Source organism: Pseudomonas sp. GW822-FHT06B12, from assembly GCF_058799675.1.
The window spans coordinates 111484-127723 of record NZ_JBXALR010000011.1 but is presented as its reverse complement, the minus strand read 5'-3'; the positions used below and the strand labels follow the sequence as shown (position 1 = coordinate 127723).

15 protein-coding genes are annotated in these 16240 nt (G+C 59.0%); 6 read left to right on the top strand and 9 right to left on the bottom strand.

The annotated features are described in order from the left end of the window. The first annotated feature begins 32 nt into the window (after positions 1-32). Positions 33-926 carry an alpha/beta fold hydrolase gene (locus tag AC1RKH_RS22570; protein WP_493064122.1) on the top strand — a complete coding sequence of 298 codons (894 nt, stop codon included), beginning with the start codon at positions 33-35 and terminating at the stop codon, positions 924-926. Here AC1RKH_RS22570 and AC1RKH_RS22565 read toward each other — a convergent pair. From AC1RKH_RS22565 to AC1RKH_RS22550, 4 genes are all read right to left on the bottom strand, one after another. Continuing rightward, positions 906-4103, bottom strand: coding sequence for an efflux RND transporter permease subunit (locus AC1RKH_RS22565; RefSeq protein WP_493064123.1), 3198 nt, complete (start codon positions 4101-4103; stop codon positions 906-908). The two genes, AC1RKH_RS22570 and AC1RKH_RS22565, sit on opposite strands and share 21 nt — an antisense overlap. Beyond that, entirely contained in the window at positions 4100-5350 is a 1251-nt protein-coding gene (locus AC1RKH_RS22560; RefSeq protein WP_493064124.1) for an efflux RND transporter periplasmic adaptor subunit, read from the bottom strand. Before AC1RKH_RS22560 ends, AC1RKH_RS22565 begins: the two co-directional genes overlap by 4 nt. Further along, entirely contained in the window at positions 5347-6603 is a 1257-nt protein-coding gene (locus AC1RKH_RS22555) for a TolC family protein (RefSeq protein WP_493064125.1), read from the bottom strand. The genes AC1RKH_RS22560 and AC1RKH_RS22555 overlap by 4 nt, the downstream gene beginning before the upstream one ends. Before the next feature lie 99 nt (positions 6604-6702). Continuing rightward, complete coding sequence (locus AC1RKH_RS22550; protein WP_493064126.1) at positions 6703-7044, bottom strand: hypothetical protein; 342 nt, start codon at positions 7042-7044, stop codon at positions 6703-6705. A 272-nt stretch (positions 7045-7316) separates the two neighbouring features. Between AC1RKH_RS22550 and AC1RKH_RS22545 the strand changes: the two genes are divergently transcribed. Further along, positions 7317-7910: a cytochrome b/b6 domain-containing protein gene (locus AC1RKH_RS22545; RefSeq protein ID WP_493064127.1), complete on the top strand. Its 594-nt coding sequence runs from the start codon at positions 7317-7319 to the stop codon at positions 7908-7910. 3 nt (positions 7911-7913) lie between these two features. After that, positions 7914-8687 carry a molybdopterin-dependent oxidoreductase gene (locus AC1RKH_RS22540; RefSeq protein ID WP_493064128.1) on the top strand — a complete coding sequence of 258 codons (774 nt, stop codon included), beginning with the start codon at positions 7914-7916 and terminating at the stop codon, positions 8685-8687. 63 nt (positions 8688-8750) lie between these two features. Here AC1RKH_RS22540 and AC1RKH_RS22535 read toward each other — a convergent pair whose 3' ends face one another. Then, a complete protein-coding gene (locus AC1RKH_RS22535; RefSeq protein ID WP_493064129.1) occupies positions 8751-9521 on the bottom strand; it encodes a DeoR/GlpR family DNA-binding transcription regulator in 771 nt (256 codons plus the stop codon). A 263-nt stretch (positions 9522-9784) separates the two neighbouring features. Between AC1RKH_RS22535 and AC1RKH_RS22530 the strand changes: the two genes are divergently transcribed. Together AC1RKH_RS22530 and AC1RKH_RS22525 are read left to right on the top strand one after the other, a co-directional pair. Further along, on the top strand, positions 9785-11077 hold the full coding sequence (locus tag AC1RKH_RS22530) for a haloacid dehalogenase-like hydrolase (RefSeq protein ID WP_493064130.1): 1293 nt from the start codon (positions 9785-9787) through the stop codon (positions 11075-11077). Between the two features lie 162 nt (positions 11078-11239). Then, positions 11240-11764, top strand: a complete 525-nt coding sequence (locus AC1RKH_RS22525; protein WP_493064131.1) for a transporter suffix domain-containing protein — start codon at positions 11240-11242, stop codon at positions 11762-11764. A gap of 26 nt (positions 11765-11790) precedes the next feature. On the opposite strand, the gene AC1RKH_RS22520 is transcribed toward AC1RKH_RS22525, so the two are convergent. From AC1RKH_RS22520 to AC1RKH_RS22510, 3 genes are read right to left on the bottom strand one after another with little or no spacing between them, the layout of a single operon-like run. Then, a complete protein-coding gene (locus AC1RKH_RS22520; protein WP_493064132.1) occupies positions 11791-12411 on the bottom strand; it encodes a TetR/AcrR family transcriptional regulator in 621 nt (206 codons plus the stop codon). After that, complete coding sequence (locus AC1RKH_RS22515; protein ID WP_493064133.1) at positions 12398-13249, bottom strand: 3-hydroxybutyryl-CoA dehydrogenase; 852 nt, start codon at positions 13247-13249, stop codon at positions 12398-12400. Before AC1RKH_RS22515 ends, AC1RKH_RS22520 begins: the two co-directional genes overlap by 14 nt. A gap of 16 nt (positions 13250-13265) precedes the next feature. Continuing rightward, positions 13266-14450: an acetyl-CoA C-acyltransferase family protein gene (locus AC1RKH_RS22510; RefSeq protein WP_493064134.1), complete on the bottom strand. Its 1185-nt coding sequence runs from the start codon at positions 14448-14450 to the stop codon at positions 13266-13268. 134 nt (positions 14451-14584) lie between these two features. On the opposite strand from AC1RKH_RS22510, the gene AC1RKH_RS22505 reads away from it, so the two are divergent. After that, positions 14585-15607 (top strand): AraC family transcriptional regulator, encoded by a 1023-nt coding sequence (locus AC1RKH_RS22505; RefSeq protein ID WP_493064135.1) that lies wholly within the window; start codon positions 14585-14587, stop codon positions 15605-15607. Positions 15608-15693: 86 nt separating this feature from the next. On the opposite strand, the gene AC1RKH_RS22500 is transcribed toward AC1RKH_RS22505, so the two are convergent. Then, positions 15694-16107, bottom strand: a complete 414-nt coding sequence (locus AC1RKH_RS22500) for a VOC family protein (RefSeq protein ID WP_493064136.1) — start codon at positions 16105-16107, stop codon at positions 15694-15696. Positions 16108-16240 lie beyond the last annotated feature (133 nt).

Below are 16240 nucleotides of genomic sequence, written 5' to 3'. Positions count from 1 at the left end.
CTTAGTCCAATCTGTTCAGGGAAGAAAATGAAATGATGCCGAAAACTGCCATCGTCGAGATTTGCAAGAAATACAAGGTTTATACCGAGCACTATCTCAACGCCGCCGCTGACAAAACGATCATTCTGGTCAATGGCTCGCTGGCAACTACCGCATCCTTTGCTCAAACGGTGCGTTACCTGCAGCCGCGATTCAATGTGGTGCTCTACGACCAGCCTTACGCCGGTCAGTCGAGACTGCACAACCTCCATGGCCAACCGATTCGAAAGGAAGACGAGGCAGAGATACTGCTGGAATTGATCGAACACTTTTCCGTGCACCATGTGCTGTCCTTTTCCTGGGGCGGTGCGGCTACCTTGCTGGCGCTGGCCCAGCGGCCGCGACGAATCGAGAAGGCGGTGATCAATTCATTTGCGGCGAGGATCAATACGCCGATGCGCGATTACCTGGAGAGCGGCCTGAACTTTCTCCAGGCCTGCGATCGCCTCAATGTCGGACGCTTGATCAACAGCACCATCGGCAAGCACCTGCCATCGTTGTTCAAACGTTTTAATCACCGCCATGTCTGCAGCCTGGCCGAACACGAATACCGGCAGATGCATTTTCACGTCAATGAGGTCCTGACCCAGGACACTCACTGCTACGTTGCCTGTGCCGACGCCATCGAAGTCCCGTTACTGTTTGTCAACGGTGAATGGGATGAGTACACCTCGGTGGAAGACGCCCGGCTTTTTGCCGCTCATGCCCGTCAGTCCCGGTTCCATACCATCAAGAACGCCGGGCACTTCCTCGATATGGAGCACCCGGCGGCCTGGCATGACACTCGGCAGGCCTTGCTCGACTTTTTGCAGCCGGCTTCCAGGATGCAGGGCCAATTCCGTAGCCTCGCTTTCAGTCGCGAATCATCACTGATTCGAACTCCGTAAAGTCTTCGATAAAGGCGCTGCCAAACTCGCGCCCCTCTCGAGGATTTGTTGCCGCCGAAGGTCTCGGCGGCGCATCAAACGGTAGGCTGCCGGGATGACGAACAGGGAGAGCAAGGGGGCGGTGACCATGCCGCCAACCATAGGCGCGGCGATACGGCTCATCACCTCGCTGCCGGTGTCGCTGCCCAACAGGATGGGTAGCAGACCAGCGATGATGACGGCCACGGTCATGGCCTTGGGCCGAACGCGCTGCACCGCGCCTTCGCGAATCGCTGCGACCAGCCCACGCTCGGTGCTGTCGCCGAGATCTTCACGTTCGGCCCAGGCGTTCTTCAGATAGAGCAGCATGATCACGCCAAACTCGGCCGATACACCGGCCAGTGCGATAAAGCCAACACCGGTGGCCACCGACAGGTTGTACCCCAGCAGATAGAGGAACCATGCGCCGCCAGTCAATGCGAACGGCAGAGTGGCCATGATCAACACGGCTTCATCGAAGCGGGCGAAGGTCAGGTAGAGCAGCACGAAAATGATCAGCAACGTGGCCGGTACTACCAGCTTGAGCCGTGCATTGGCTCGCTCGAGAAATTCGAACTGCCCCGAGTAGCTCAGACTCATGCCTGGCTGCAACTTCACCTGTTCACTGACGACCCGGCGCAGGTCGGCGACCACCGAGGCAATATCCCGGCCACGTACGTCGATATACACCCAGCCGGAAGGCCGGGCGTTCTCGCTCTTGAGCATCGGCGGGCCTTCACTGACCTTGACCTGCGCCACCGTGCCGAGGGTTATCTGGCTCCCCAGTGGGGTGTAGATCGGCAACTGTTCCAAGGCGCCAAGCGAGTCACGCCACTCACGGGGATAACGCACGTTGATTGGAAAACGAGCCAGACCCTCGATGGTTTCCCCAACGTTCTCCCCACCGATAGCGCCGGCCACGATCGACTGCACATCGGCGATATTCAGTCCGTAGCGGGCAGCGGCCTTGCGGTCGATATCCACGTCGATATAACGGCCACCGGTCAGGCGTTCGGCCAGGGCCGAACGGACACCGGGCACATCCTTGGCCACGCGCTCGACGGCCTGAGTCGCCGCATCGATCTCCGTCAGGTGGGTACCGGCAATTTTCACCCCGATCGGGCTCTTGATCCCGGTGGCGAGCATGTCGATGCGATTGCGGATCGGCGGTATCCAGATATTAGTCAGCCCCGGAACACGCACCACCCGATCCAACTCTTCCACCAACTTCTCCTGGGTCAATCCGGGTCGCCATTGCTCGCGTGGTTTGAACTGGATAGTGGTCTCGAACATCTCCAGTGGCGCCGGGTCGGTGGCGGTTTCGGCACGACCGGCCTTACCGAAAACGTGCTCGACTTCGGGCACCGTCTTGATCAGGCGGTCGGTCTGCTGCAACAGTTGTGCTGCCTTCTGTGCCGACAACCCCGGCAGTGCCGAAGGCATGTAGAGCAGATCGCCTTCGTCCAGCGGTGGAAGGAACTCGCCACCCAACCGGGACATCGGCCATACCGCGCTGAGAAACACCAGAAGCGCGACCAATAGGGTGATTTTTGGTCGGCGCAGCACCGCGTCCAGGGCCGGTTGATAGATCCTGATCAACCAACGGTTCAGCGGGTTCTGTTGCTCATTGGGAATCCGTCCGCGAATCCAGTAGCCCATCAGCACCGGCACCAGGGTCACCGACAATCCGGCTGCCGCCGCCATGGCGTAGGTTTTGGTGAAGGCGAGGGGACCAAACAGGCGACCCTCTTGCGCCTCCAGGGTGAATACCGGAATGAACGACAGGGTGATGATCAACAAACAGAAGAACAACGCCGGCCCGACTTCGGCCGCCGCTTCGGTCATCACGTGCCAGTGATGTTCGCCCTTCAGCTCTTCCCCGGGATGGGCCTTGTGCCAGGCCTCGACTTTCTTGTGGGCGTTTTCGATCATGACCACGGCGGCATCGACCATGGCGCCGATGGCGATAGCGATCCCGCCCAGGGACATGATGTTGGCGTTGATCCCTTGGTGCCGCATGACGATGAAGGCAATCAGCACGCCCACCGGCAGCGAGATAATCGCCACCAGGGATGAGCGAAGATGCCAGAGAAAAATCCCGCAGACCAACGCAACGACGATGAACTCCTCGAGCAGTTTATGGCTGAGGTTTTCCACGGCGCGGTCGATCAGCTTGCTGCGATCGTAGGTGGTGACGATTTCCACGCCCGCCGGCAGGCTGCTTTTCAGCTCGTCGAGCTTGGCTTTGACCGCTGCGATGGTCTCGCGGGCGTTCTTGCCACTGCGCAGGATCACCACGCCACCGACAGTCTCACCCTCACCGTCGAGTTCGCTGATGCCGCGACGCATCTCCGGCCCCAGTTGGATCGTGGCCACATCGCCAAGGGTCACTGGCACACCACCAGCATCGAGTTTCAGCGGGATCGCGCGAAAGTCATTCAGTGTCTTCAGGTAGCCGGAAGCGCGGACCATGAATTCCGTCTCCGCCATTTCCAGCACAGCCCCACCGGTTTCCTGATTGGCCTTGCCAATCGCCTCAGTGACCTGCGCCTGAGTGATGCCCAGGCTGGCGAGTTTGAGTGGGTCGAGCTGCACCTGGTACTGCTTGACCATTCCGCCCACGGTGGCTACTTCCGCGACATTCGGTAGGGTCTTCAGCTCGAACTTGAGAAACCAGTCCTGAAGTGCGCGTAATTGCGCCAGATCATGTCCACCGGTGCGATCCACCAAGGCGTACTGATAGATCCAGCCCACCCCCGTGGCGTCGGGTCCCAAGGCCGGTTTGGCGCTGGCCGGCAAGCGGCTTTGTATCTGGCTCAGGTACTCCAACACGCGCGAGCGGGCCCAATACATATCGGTACCATCTTCGAACAGCACGTACACGAAGCTGTCGCCGAAGAAGGAGTAACCGCGTACGGTTTTCGCTCCGGGTACCGAGAGCATGGTGGTGGCCAACGGGTAGGTCACCTGGTTCTCGACGATTTGTGGCGCTTGACCTGGGTAAGGGGTGCGGATAATCACCTGAACGTCGGAGAGGTCTGGCAGTGCATCGATAGGGGTGCTTTGAACCGACCAGACGCCCCAGGCGGTGACGAATAGCGTGGCCAACAGGACCAGGAAGCGGTTGGCCACTGACCAGCGGATAAGGGCGGCGATCATGGCTGACCCCCTGATTTTTCCAGGCGCTCACTTGCGACGATGCCCTTGAGGCTGGCCTCGGAGTCGAGCAGGAACTGACCTGAGCTGACCACCTGTTGACCTTCTTGCAAGCCTTTCAATACCGCCGTCTTGCCGTCGTTTTCCTGCCCGAGTTGTACCTCTACCGGACGGTAGCGACCGGCGTCTTCGGCGAGCATCACCAGCGTGCGCCGGCCGGTGTGAATGACCGCTTCGCTCGGCACCCACAACACACTTTGCCCGGTCTTCTGGTTCAGGCGCACCTGCGCCGACAATCCGGGTCTCAGACGCCCGTCAGGGTTGGGCAGCTCGACGCGCACGCGAACGGTCCGACTGTCCCTATTCGTTTCGGGCAGAATCGCACTGACCGTGCCGTTGAGCACTGTCCCCGGGAAGGCAGGAAGGCGTGCTTCTGCCGTCTGGCCGACGACGATCGATCCGGTCTCCGACTCTGGAACGGCTACCGCTAGCCAGACGCTGCTCAAGCCATTGACGCGAGCCAGCGTCTCGCCGGCCGCCACGGTCATGCCCATACGGACATCCAACTCTTGCAGCACACCACTGATGGGGCTGGTGAGGGTCAGGTTCGGCTGAATCTTGCCGCTGCGCTCTACCTGGGTAATCAGCGCTGCCGGCATCCCCATGAGGCGCAGCCGTTGGCGGGCAGCTGTCAGCAAGTCGGCATCGCCATTACGTTTCAGTGCGAGGAACTCTTCCTGGGCTGCGGCCCATTCCGGTACCAGGATATCCGCCAATGGTGCATTGGCCTTGAGCACATCGCCGGGAGCACGGGCATAAACCCGCTCGACAAAACCGCCAGTACGCGCCTGGATCACGGCGACATCGCGCTCGTTGAACGTCAGCATGCCGACCACGTCCAGGCTGGAAGCGAGGACTCCACGGGTCACCGTGGCCAGACGCAGGCCGAGATTCTGGGTCAGGCTGGGGTCGATGCTGATGGCCGCGCTGTTCGTTGCCGCGTCGGCGTATTGCGGCACCAACTGCATGTCCATGAAGGGCGACTTGCCCGGTTTGTCGAACTTCTGCTGCGGGTACATCGGATCGTACCAATACAGGGCCTTGCGTTCGTCTTGCGTCTTGGGGCTCTGTGTGGCGAGTGCATCAGGCATGGCGTTCATGTGTTGCCGAGCGAACCAGTAACCGCCTGCAACCCCTAGGGCAACCGACACGCCAGTCAACACAGCCGTTTTCCAGATTCGAGCGCTCATTGGCTGGGTTCCCCATAATTGAAATACAAGCGTGCGTTGGTCAGGGCTCGCTGTTCTTCGACGTCGATCTGTTTGAGGCGGACCTCTATGAGCTCACGTCGGGCAGCGATGACTGCCGCCAAGTCACCTTTACCGGCGCGGTAGCTGGCCATGGTGAGTCCGACCTTTTCCTTGGCCAGGGGCACCAGACTGTCCTGGCTGCGCCGCACGGCCCGATTCAGACGCTCGTATTCGGCCAGACTGTCCTCCAATTGCTGGGTATGTTCGCGCACCCTATCTTCACGCTCTGCCTCCAGCTGATTGAGTTCGGCGTGTTTGGCGGCGATTTTTGGATTTTGTCGGGAGCCGGGAAACAGTGGCAGGTCGAACGAGAGCTGCACGCTGACCATGTCACCGAACTGACGGTCACGGTGTTGGTAATCGAGTTCCCAGCTCCAATCGGACTGCTTATCCGCTTCGGCTTCACGGACTTTTGCCTGCGCTTCGCGGGTCATCGGTTCGAAGGCCGCCAGAGCGGGGTGATGTTGCAGCTGATGGGTGTAGCCAGAGGCCTCGACGGGCCATTGCGGCAAACTGCCGGTGGGCGGGTCGTTGGCGGCCGGGCCAATCCAGCGCTTGAGCGCAGCTCGAGCTTGAGTGCGCAGGCGGACCAGGTCGTCCTGTTGATCCGCCAATTGAGCCGCTTCCTGCTTGGGCGTTACCGCATCGGCAGGCTGGGCTCGTCCACCGGCAATCTGTGCCCGCACGGTATCGCTCAACAGACGATTTTCTTTGTAAAAGTCCTGGAATAGCGCTTCCTTACGCTCGACGGAGTAGCTGCTGATCCAGGCCAGTGCTGTGGCTTGACGGACGTTCAGGCGCTCGACACGGCCTTCAGCTGCAGCTCGGTCAACGGCCGCATCGGCCACTTCAATACGTGCTTTGCGCTTGTCGCGGTTGGGCACTTCCTGCATGACCCCAACCATCTGCATGGTCATGGAGTCCTGGTTAATGCTCCAGCGTTCGGGGCCGCCAATCGGATAGTTCTGCACGCCGAGCTTTAACTTCGGGTCGGGTAGTTCGCCGGCTGGAACGGCAGCACTGCTGGCAGCCTGGAGTTTGGCGGCTTGGGCGGTCAGTGACGGGGCGTTGTTTTCGGCCAGTCGCAAGGCTTCATCGAGTGTCAGTGGGGCGGCCAGGCTCGGCAATGCCAGTACGCCTGCTGCCAGGCCGGCCATGAGGGGCCAGCCTGCGCAATAACGTAGGAAGTTCATGTTCACAATTCCTGTGATGAATCACTGCGCGTCTTTTCAGACATGCGCGCAGATAGGCCATCGCGTCAAAGTGCGATGGGACTCAGTGCGGTACAGGAATCAAACGCGAGGCGGTCGCCACACCCCCGAAGGGGTTTGTGCTGGCAGGAAATCGCTGGAGAAGGAAGGTACAACAGGGCTGAACAAGGTAACAGGAGGCTTGATGATCGAGACTTGCAGCATGCCGCCGGTTTTGCATTCCTGGCCCGGTTTGCAGGGTTTACCGTGCTCGGTGGGGCTTTTCATGTCGTGGCAACAGTCTTGCCCCATATCATCCATCGTCGCCATGCCCACGGTTTTCATTGGGCAAGGTTCTGTCGGTGCCTGAACGCCCGCCATCCCGCTGAGGGGAAGCGCCAGGCTGATCAGGAAAATGAGCCAACACCGCAGATAGTGTTTCATGCGGGGGAGTCTAGTCGCTGGTGACGGACTGTACAATTGTGAATCTGTCAGCAAGAGCCTGTCGGATTGAGTCTGACGGTCAATAAGAACCTCAGGACGACTAATGTAAAAACGGCGTCTATAAACCGATGCTAATCTTGGTAAATACGTCGGTAGGGTCGACGTTGTTCGCGACTCCACTGGAGTGGCCCATCAACAACGGGGGATAGAGCCAACACATTTCGTGGTGGTCGGGGGGAATTCACCGGTACTTTACCGGCAGGGTAGGGCATATGAGTCGTCCCCAAACTATTCACCCGATCTGGCTACGGCTGACCCACTGGATCAATGTCATCGCTGTGGTCATCCTGGTGATGAGCGGTTGGCGTATCTATAATGCCTCGCCGATTTTTTCCTTCCAGATTCCTGCCGGTATAACCTTGGGTGGTTGGTTGGCGGGGGCGCTGCTGTGGCACTTTGCGGCGATGTGGATACTGCTCGTCAACGGCATTATTTACCTTCTGCTCAATATCTTCTCCGGCCGCATCGTCTACAAATTTTTCCCCATCCGTCCCAGCGAGGTCTTTCATGATTTCCTGGCGGCCCTAAGAGGCAAGCTCGCTCATGCAGACTTGCGGCACTACAACACCCTGCAAAAGCTCGCCTACCTCTTCGTCGTGCTCGATCTCATTGTGCTGGTGCTGTCGGGACTGGTGATCTGGAAGTCCGTGCAGTTTCCTTTGCTGAGGGAGCTGATGGGCGGTTATGACTCGGCGCGCATCGTGCATTTTGTCTGCATGGCCCTGCTGGTCGCCTTTACCGTGGTGCATCTGGTGATGGTGGCCCTCGTGCCACGCACCCTGATTGCCATGCTGCGTGGGCGCTAACTCATGAACAGAAAGATTGGAAAAGATGGGGTGGATGAACCCGCCATCATAAAATCGGTGGCGCAGGAACTGGACCTGCCCGCGCGTAGACAATTTCTTCGCCATGCCTGGACACTGGGGGGGATTGCCTTGCTGACAGGCTGTCGCCTGGATGACAGCGACTCCGTAGAGTCCATGTTGAAAATGGTCTCGCGCTTCAATGACAAGGTTCAGGCGGCGCTGTTCGATCCGAACAGACTGGCACCGACTTACCCTGAGTCGATGATGACGCGCCCGTTTCCCTTCAACGCCTATTACGACCGCAACAGCATCCCGAACATCGACGGTGCTGGCTTCAAACTCGCGGTTAGCGGTCTGGTCCAGGATAAGCACAGCTGGACCCTTGCCGAATTGAACCAGCTACCGCAGACCAGTCAGGTCACGCGGCTGATTTGCGTGGAGGGCTGGAGTGCCATCGGCAAGTGGGGCGGGGTGACTTTTTCGACCTTTCTGCAACGTGTGGGCGCCGATACCAGTGCCAAATATGTCGGGTTGAAATGCGCTGATGACTATTACACCAGCATCGATATGCCCACAGCGCTTCACGCGCAGACGCTGCTGACCCTGAGTTATGACGATCAGGTCTTACCGCCGGAATACGGCTACCCTCTGCGCCTGCGTATGCCAACCAAGCTGGGTTTCAAGAACCCCAAACATGTTGTGGAGATATTTGTGACCAATGATTACCCCGGTGGCTATTGGGAGGATCAGGGTTACAACTGGTTCAGTGGCAGTTGAGCGATTGGCTGTCCCGAAAAGCAATGTGGCGAAGAGTGCACGATGCCCCTCACCCATACCGCGCTACGCCAAGACAATGTGTCTCAGCTTGGCATTCAGTGCGACGAACGCCGCTTCGGTGCTGACCTTGTGGTTGGTGATGAGCAGGTCGATGCGTTCTGGAGGGCAGAAGGCGACGCGGCTCTCGACACCGATCTTGCTGTAGTCGGCGAGGATGACCACGCGCTCGGCATTGTCAGCCATGGCGCGGGCGACTTCGGCTTCGCGGTGGTCGTAGTTGCTGGCACCGCGCAGGGCGTCGATGCCGACGGGTGACAACAGCGCGAAATCGGCCCGATAGCGGCCAATTTCCGCCACTGTGGTGCCACCCACCGTAGCCGGAGCACGGTCGTCGAGCGAACCGCCGAGTACGATCACCTCGTTGTGCTGGCTACCCGGCGCGGCGGGATTGCGCAATTGCAGCGCCACGTTGAACGAGTTGGTGATCACGGTTAACCCGCCCAGCTTGGCCAGCTCTTCGGCGAGGATGACGGTGGTGGTGCCCGCGTCGATAAATACAGTCTGTCCGTGCGACAGCAGGCTGACCGCTGCGCGCGCGAGGTCACGCTTGAATTTGACATTGATGTTCGCCCGCTCGGCGATGGGCGCCTCGTCCTCGACGCGGATGGCGCCGCCGTGTATCCGCTTCAACTCCCCCAGTTCTTCCAGAGCGACCAGGTCGCGCCGCACGGTCTCGCGTGAAACATTCAGCTCGGTGACGATGCGGTCGGTGGTAACGCGCTGCAAGGTCGATAACAGTGCGCGAATCCGCTGGTAACGCTCTTCTTGCCACATGCCGGGTGTCCTGCTGTTTGAGTCGCTGTCCGAGCACGCATTGTGGAGGGGCGTCGGTCACTGTCAAGTTTGGTGCGGCCCCATAAGCATTGCTCAGGCGCAGTCTGCGAATCATCAAAATGTAATATTGTGGCAATATTGTATTTTTGTGTATTTGAAGATAGCCTCGTCGTCGGACGGTTTTTCCCTATCGTCCATATTTCGAAACACGCTTCCGCCATCGCCTCGGTTGTAACCTATCGTCTAGAAGTAGGAGCTATACCATGCAGCGTCGCCAGTTTCTGAACACCCTCGCTACCGTTTCCGTCGTAACCCCGCTGTTGTTGTCCTCTCGTATAACGCAAGCCGCCACGCCGCCGGCCACGCCGCCGGCCACGCCGAGCGCGCTGGATCCGGCGCGCTGGTCGCCGCTCAACACTCAGCGCCTGCAGGCGGTGATCGACCAGCACGGCAGCAAAAGTGCGTCCTATCGTCCTGAGCAGCGCCCATATGCGGTGTTCGACTGGGACAACACCTGCATCATGAACGACTGTGAAGAAGCGCTGCTGGTCTACCAGATCAATCATCTGCAGTACAAGCTGACCCCGGATGAGTTCGCCGCCGTGGTGCGTCAGGACGTGCCGAACGGCGCGTTCATGAAGGACTACACCACGGTGGACGGCAAGCCGGTCACCATGGAAGACATCGCCAGCGATGTGGAAGCGGATTACCGTTGGTTGCACGCCAACTACAAGGGACTCGCCGGCGACAAGAGCCTGGAGGAAATCCAGACGAGCGAGCAGTACAAGGATTTTCTCGCCAAGCTCTACTTCATGTACGACGCGATCTGCGACAGTTACCCGGTGGACATCGGCTACAAGTGGATTTTGTATTTCTACAAGAACATGACCACGGCTGAATTGCAGGCGATGGCTGAAGCGTCAAATAACTACGCGATCGGTGATGCGCTGCGCAAGGTCAAGTACGAGAGTTCACGCACGATTCCGGGCAAGGCAGGGGTGGTGGCGGATACGCACTTCCATGGCATCCGCATTCATGAGGAGATCCGTGGCCTGATGCACACGCTGCGCGCCAACGGTATCGACGTCTATGTCAGCACCGCCTCGATCGACGATGTGGTGCGGGTGTTCGCCGGCAATCCTCATTACGGATACGGCGTACCGCCCGAGAACGTGATCGGCCTGCGCATGGCGATGGAAGACGGCAAGTACACCACTCGCTATCAGCCGGACTGGCACTTCAATTACGGGCCGGGCAAGACCGTCGGCATCAAGAATGTGCTGGTTAAACAGAAGGGCTATGGTCCGGTGCTGGTGGCTGGCGACAGCGATGGCGATGCCTGGATGCTGCGCGACTTCAACGATACGGCGGTCGGAGTGATCGTCAACCGCATGAAGAAGGGCGAGATCGGCGCCGACAGCCAGCAGGCCGCTACCCAGTTGGGCAAGTCGGACGCGCGTTTCATCCTGCAGGGGCGCAACGAGCACACTGGTCTGATGATCCCGGACGAAAAATCCCTCAAATACGGTAAAGACGAGCTCAAGCTGCTGGCTTGATGCTACTGGCTCGCGGGTGGTCGGTTGCCATCCGCGAGCCGTAGTTGGATGCGAGATCAGTTCTATGGCCACCGCGAATCTGGAAGATCGTTCTCGCAAGCAACTGCTACGCTTTTCAAGCGCCATAAAGTAAGTCGCCGAATAAGAAGAGGTCCGAAAATTATGGATAGCACCGACGGCGTAGTTAAACAGCATTCAGCCGGCTGGCGCTTCAAAGTGGGCATTGCAATTATCTGTTTGATGCTTGGGTCCTGGTTGATGGTACCGCTTGCTGCAGCAGCCGGTGTGCCTGGCTCAAGGATCGCGGCGCTGACCGGGGTCCTGTTTATCAGCAACAAGGTTTTGCTGATCCTCGTTATCGCGGTCATGGGCAAGTCCGGCTTTCAGCAGTTGAAACGCAGCGTGTTTGGCTACGTGTCTGCGCTCGCGCCCAGCGCAGAATTTCAAGTGGGCCCCGTTCGCCACAGAGTGGGTCTGGTCATGTTCTGCTTGCCATTGATCTCATCCTTTATTGAACCCTACATCGATAGCATCTGGCCTGGACTCAGACCGAATCTCTGGCAGTTGCAGTTATTGGGCGACCTGATGTTGATCGGCAGCTTTTTCGTGTTGGGCGGTAACTTTTGGGAGAAGGTACGCGCGTTGTTTATTCGAACCGCACGGGTCAGCAATCCAGGCGCTGCCTGAGCTGAAATGAATCGGGAGAGTGCTGTTCAGGCAACCTTTGTCCGAACATCTGGCAGATCACAGGAGGCATGGGTCAGCAAACGCTCAATGGCTCCGGTCAGCAGGTTCTCCAGTAATCCGTCCCGTTCCCGATCATCCAGTGGGTGGAGCGTCAGCCAGCTGGGTGCGCTGTTGAGCATGCTGGCAATGGCGTGCCCGGCAGCCAGTAACCCTTGCTCGCTGAATCGGGACGAGGGGCAGAGGAACATCAGCAATTGTCGTTCGTAGCGCTCCTGTAACTGCCGCACACGTGCTTGCTGATCGTCGTTCAGGCAACCGCTGTCGCGTTCCACCAGACGAAAATGCCAGGGCATTTCCCGATGCAGGTTCAGGTGCGCGTGGATGACGTTTTGCAAGCTGGCGCGCAGGTCTCGCGGTTGTCGTTCGATACGTCCGAGGGTTGCCAGCAGCTCGTCGTAAAATTCCTCGATCAGGTCAAGCAGCAAGTGCTGTTTGCTCGGGTAATGGTGATACAGCGAGCCTGGGGCAAGCCCCAGGTAAGCTGCCAGCTCACGCATGCCGACCTGGCCAAAACCCTTGCTGGCGAACAGCTCCAGGGCCTTGTCCCGGCTCTCGGCGAAGCGTGAGCAGCGCTCAGTCATAGGCATGGAAGCCACGTCCGGTCTTGCGCCCCAGATAACCGGCCGCGACCATTTCCTTGAGTAGCGGAGCAGGGCGGTACTTGCTGTCGTTGAAGCCGTCGTAGAACGCCTCCATGATCGCCAACAACGTATCCAGGCCAATCAGGTCGGCCAGCGCCAATGGGCCTATTGGCTGGTTGCAGCCCAGACGCATGCCGGCATCGATGTCTTCGGCGCTGGCCAGGCCTTCCTGAAACACCAGGATCGCTTCATTGATCATCGGCACCAGAATCCGGTTCACCACAAAGCCCGGACGGTTGCCGGCGGTGATCGCGGTCTTGCCCAGGCGTTGCGCCAACTCGATGGCCAGGGCATGAGTCGCGTCGCTGGTTTGCAGGCCGCGAATCACTTCGATCAGCCCCATGACCGGCACCGGGTTGAAGAAGTGCAGGCCGATGAAACGCGCCGGCGAACTGACGCTGGCGGCGAGCTCGGTGATCGACAGCGATGAGGTGTTGGAAGCAATGACACAGTCGGCGCTGACCTGGGTAGCGATCTGCTGCAGCACTCGCCGTTTCAGTTCGAGGCTTTCGGTCGCGGCCTCGATCACCAGTTGCACGTTGTGCAGGGTGCTGTAGTCGGTGCTGGTGCGGATCTTGTCCAAAGCCGTGAGCTTTTGCTCCTCGGTCAGCGACGCCTTGGCAACTTGCCGGTCGAGGTTCTTGCCGACAGTCGCCAGCGCTTTTTGCAAGGCGCTGTCGGAGATGTCCAGCAAGGTCACGTTGAAGCCGGCCAGTGCGCAGATTTGCGCAATGCCGTTGCCCATGGTGCCTGCGCCGATAACGCCAATGTTCTGCAGGTTCATCTTCATGTCCTTGTACTCAAACCCGCTCGAACAACACGGCGATGCCTTGGCCGCCGCCAATGCACATGGTTGCCAGGGCATAACGGCCCTGAGTGCGGTGCAGTTCGTGAATGGCTTTGGTGGCGATAATCGCGCCGGTGGCGCCTACCGGGTGGCCCAGCGAGATGCCCGAACCGTTGGGGTTGACCTTCTCCGGATCGAAGCCCAGTTCTTGCGCTACGGCACAGGCCTGGGCCGCAAAGGCTTCGTTGGATTCGATGACATCAAGGTCGGCAACGCTCAGGCCCGCGCGCTTGAGCACCAGGCGGGTGGCGGGAATCGGTCCCAGTCCCATCATCGACGGTTCAACGCCTGCATGGGCATACCCCACCAGTCGGGCCATCGGCTTGAGGCCTTGTTCCTGTACGACTTTCCCGGTGGCCATGATCAGCGCGCCGGCACCGTCATTCAGACCAGATGCGTTGCCGGCGGTGACGCTGCCGTCTTTTTTGAACGCAGGTTTCATGCGGCTCAATTGTTCGGCGTTAACCTCCGCTCGCACATGCTCATCGGTCGCAAACGAAACCGTACCTTTACGGGTCGCCACTTCGATCGGTACGATCTGCCCGGCAAAACGCCCTTCGGCAATCGCCCGGGCGGCACGCTGTTGGCTAAGCAGCGCCAACTCATCCTGGGTCTGGCGACTGATGCCGTAGTGTGCGGCGATGTTTTCTGCGGTGATGCCCATGTGGAAACCGGCAAACGGGTCTTGCAGCACGCCGAGCATGTAGTCGATGGCTTGCATGTCGCCCATTCGTGCGCCCCAGCGCGCCTGCGGCAACAAGTACGCACCGCGGCTCATGGACTCGACGCCACCCGCCAGCGCGGCCCCGGCATCCCCCAGCATCAAACTTTGCGCGGCACTGACAATCGCCTGCAAACCCGAACCGCAGAGGCGGTTGACGTTGAAGGCGGGCGTCTCTTTCGTCAGCCCGGCATTGATCGCCACGGCGCGGGAGATGTAGGCGTCGCGAGCTTCGGTCGGGATCACATGCCCCATCACCGCGTGACCGATGTGTTCGGGCGCCAGGCCTGATCGTTCAATGGCCGCGCGGCAAACGTCGGTTGCCAGCTGGATAGGCGGTACATCCTTGAGTGAACCGCCAAAGGTGCCAATGGCAGAACGGACCGCGCTCACCACAAAAATATCGGAATGGTTCATGTTGGTTCCCTGAAATAGGTCTTTTTTTGTTGGGCACGAGTCTAGAATCAGCAGCGCCGCTGGCCTATGCCAGAACTGTTCAAGGCAGATGGCGTTTTTTGCCACTTTCAGATGATGAGGAGAGAGACGATCACATGCGGGAAACGGATTCGGTGGCGGTCTACTTCATGTATCCAATGATCCATGCCCTGCGTGAGAACCCGCAGCGTCTGCGGTCTGTACTTGAGCAGGTGGGAATCGATCCGCAGTTGATGGATCAGCCTACTGCACGGGTGCCGGCCACGGCTTTTGCTGCGTTGTGGCTGGTGCAGATTCGAGAGTTGAACGACGAATTCTTCCAGCTGGATTCTCATGGCATGCCGCCGGGGAGTTTTGCCCTGATCTGTCGGGCATTGATTCAGGAACCGACGCTGGAAAAAGCCATGCGTCAGTGTCTGGCCAATTTCTCACTGTTCTTGCGTGATTTTCGCGGCACGTTGAATGTGCGTGGCAAGCGAGCGGTTATCGGCTTGCAGACTCGGGCGCAAAACAGCGATGTCGCGCATTTCGGTGAAGAGACGTTTCTGGTGTTGATGATCAGTCTGCTGTGTTGGCTGGGCGGGCGGCGCATTCCCATCGATCGTGCGGACTTTCGTCATGAGCGTTTGTCGCTCAGTGATGATTCAATGCTCTGGGGCGCCAACCTGACCTTTGGCGCCGAGCGCACAGAGATCGAATTCGACAGCCGTTATCTGCAATTGCCGGTGGTTCAGGACCTGGTGTCACTCAAGGCATTTTTGCGCAGTGCGCCGCAGTGGCTGGTGATTCGTTTCCGTAACCAGCACGGCCTGGCGTCGCAGATTCATCAGCGTTTGCGCAACAGCCATTACAGCCAATGGCCGACTCTGGAGGCTTTTGCCATCGAACAGCATCTGAGCCCCAGCACCGTTCGCCGAAAACTGGAGCGTGAAGGCTGTTCATTTCAAGAGATCAAGGACGAGGTGCGCCGTGGTGTCGCCTTTGAACAGCTGCGCCAGAGTCAATCGAGCATCACGGTGATTGCCGAGCAGATCGGTTTTCAGGAGCCCAGCGCGTTCCATCGGGCGTTCAAGAAGTGGACCGGTGAGAGTCCGGGTCGTTACCGGGCGAGGTTCCAGGGCAAGCGCCTCGATGCCTGATCGGTACTTCAAAAAAAACGCCACTCAGGGAGTGGCGTTTTTATTGACGCGCGAAGGGTCGACAGCATTCAAAAGAACGGAATCACTCACTGATCCTTTTCGCAATTGACCATCCACGACACCCCGAAACGGTCAACCAGCATGCCGAAGCGTGCGGCCCAGAACGTCGCCTCCAGTGGCATTTGAATGGAGCCCTGGTCCGCCAGCGCGGTGAAGACTCGTTCGGCTTCAGCGATGCTGCTGACATTCAGCGAGACGGAGCATCCGCTGATACCGTGGTAGGGCCGATCAGGCGTGGTGTCGGACCCCATGAGCGCCTGATCGCCGACAACCAGCCGGGTATGGATAATTCGGTCATGGTAACTCGCCGGGATGTGATCGCGAGCCGGCGATTCGCCGAAGGTCATCATCATTTCAAGAGTGCCTTGCAGGCATTGCGCGTAGAACGTGAAGGCTGCTTTGCAATCGCCGTTGAAGATCAGGTAGGGATTGATTTTCATGGTCAGCTCCAGGGACGCAGAGGGGAAGGGGGCACGGCGTGTTCCAGCCTGCCCACGTAGGTAAAACCATGCGAAAGACATTCAGCTATCGAGTAACAGGGTGCTAATTATGGCTGACAGGCGTCGTTTTTTT